The organism is Pseudaeromonas pectinilytica (genome assembly GCF_054780855.1).
In genome coordinates this window covers 1-1,994 of record NZ_BAAGVN010000066.1, presented here as the reverse complement: position 1 = coordinate 1,994, position 1,994 = coordinate 1, and the positions used below count along the sequence as shown (strand labels likewise).

2 protein-coding genes are annotated in these 1,994 nt (G+C 42.3%); both read right to left on the bottom strand.

The features are described from left to right. Positions 1-298 precede the first annotated feature (298 nt). Positions 299-1,099, bottom strand: coding sequence for a hypothetical protein (locus ACYVG7_RS04810; RefSeq protein ID WP_460882089.1), 801 nt, complete (start codon positions 1,097-1,099; stop codon positions 299-301). 397 nt (positions 1,100-1,496) lie between these two features. Next, positions 1,497-1,994, bottom strand: a 498-nt coding sequence (locus ACYVG7_RS04805) for an EF-Tu C-terminal domain-related protein (protein ID WP_460882073.1), incomplete at its 5' end; no start/stop codon positions are given.

Below are 1,994 nucleotides of genomic sequence, written 5' to 3'. Positions count from 1 at the left end.
CGCCTCCTGCATGGAGGCGTGATTAGATCACAGACGATCAGCCTGTTCAAATTTCATTAACAAAGTGCGATCCCGCCCTGAGGTAATGTTCGGGTTGTTTGCAATCAATGGCAATATAGCTACACCGTTGAAGATAAAGGTGGGAACTGGATTGTTACAGTAAATTAAATATATAGATTGGCGATTGGTAACATTGTTTGATATTTCAATATAGATCGACCTATATGTTTTGGTGTATGTTTTACACTTATCACGGCGTCCGGTGACTCCGTGATAAGTTATTTATTTAATGTATGACTCATTGATTCTTTGATGTAAAGTTATATTCAATAGTATTTATTGTGAAGTTATATTCAAAGCCTTTGCCACTTTGCCACTTAATTTTTTTGAAGGTAATAACATGTGAACCATACGTCCATGAGCCAACCTTACCGCTGGATATTTTTTTTATAATATTTTCTGGTGGTGATTTTTCAAATGCAGAAAGGAATAGTTGGTTAACAGCGTTAGATAACTCTTCTCTGGCTAGCTTTGCATTTTTAGGCTGGTTTATGTTCACAATGATTTTTATCGTGTCAGCAACGTCAGCCTTACTGCCAGATACATAATAAGCAATATTGTTGGCTAACGCAAAGTTAATATCATTTCCTATATTTTTATAGGGTGTTCCGCACATGTAGTCAGCAGTTTCTGGAGATGATGTTTTATATTTATTGGGGGTATATCCCCCTAAAGGAGAAAGATAATTGCAGGCTGCTGGGATCGGGAATCCCTTTCCGTTTTTAATATCCTCTTTTGTTAGCGTAGATACGTCTTGTGTGGCTTCGATAGAGTTGTTATTGTTTAATGAAGCTGTATGTTCGCTGGAGGCGGACGAGTCGAATTTTATGTATATGATGAAGGATGCAGTTAAAGCTGCAAATATAATAGCATTCCTCTTTTGTTTGGCCTCTCTTTGTTCTATCAAGTATTTTCTTTGTATTTCCTCTTTTTCTTTTTGTAGTGCCTCTGATTTTGGAGTTCGTTGAATTCCACAGTGAGGGCAAACACGGGCTTCGTCAGAGATGTTTTCCCCACACTCTTTGCATCCAATTATCATTGTAACTCCATGATTAATTCTTATCTTATTTCAAATTCTCCACAAAGGAGTGTCCATTTTCATATCGATTAACACAATAGCTACTATGTACTGCATAACTTAATAATAATCAGAACAGGTCTAACCCTTGTTTTTTTACCATATGAAAGTGTGTGGAGTCAAAGGAGTTGTATCTGAATGCTTTTGGGCATTTAATTTTTAGCCAGATGATTATTATTACTGTTTAACGCGGGGGGATCATTCTGGGCTGTAACTGGTTTAACAGGTGGGTTAGACTGATGGCAAGGCTTCAATGCTGATACGGTAAGTGGTTGAAACGAAAGAAGGCAGCCTAAGCTGCCCTCTCTAGTAGAGGCGACCGAAGTCGCCCTTTTTCTGCATGCGCAGTTAATCGATATTATTCGATAACCTTGGCAACAACGCCGGCGCCTACTGTACGGCCACCTTCACGGATAGCGAAACGCAGACCTTCGTCCATCGCGATCGGGCAGATCAGCGTGACAACCATCTTGATGTTGTCGCCTGGCATGACCATTTCTACGCCTTCCGGCAGTTCGATGGTGCCAGTCACGTCGGTGGTACGGAAGTAGAACTGCGGACGGTAGCCCTTGAAGAACGGAGTATGACGACCGCCTTCTTCCTTGGACAACACGTACACTTCAGATTCAAACTTGGTGTGCGGAGTGATGGTGTTCGGCTTGGCCAGTACTTGACCACGCTCTACGTCTTCACGCTTGATACCACGCAGCAGAACACCAACGTTCTCACCAGCACGGCCTTCGTCCAGCAGCTTGCGGAACATTTCCACGCCAGTACAGGTGGTCTTGGTGGTTTCCTTGATGCCGATGATGGCAACTTCTTCACCTACCTTCACCACGCCGCGCTCTACACGACC

Excerpts from the sequence above, each read along its gene's own strand:
- ACYVG7_RS04810 (WP_460882089.1), bottom strand. The coding sequence starts at position 1,099 with ATGATAATTGGATGCAAAGAGTGTGGGGAAAACATCTCTGACGAAGCC.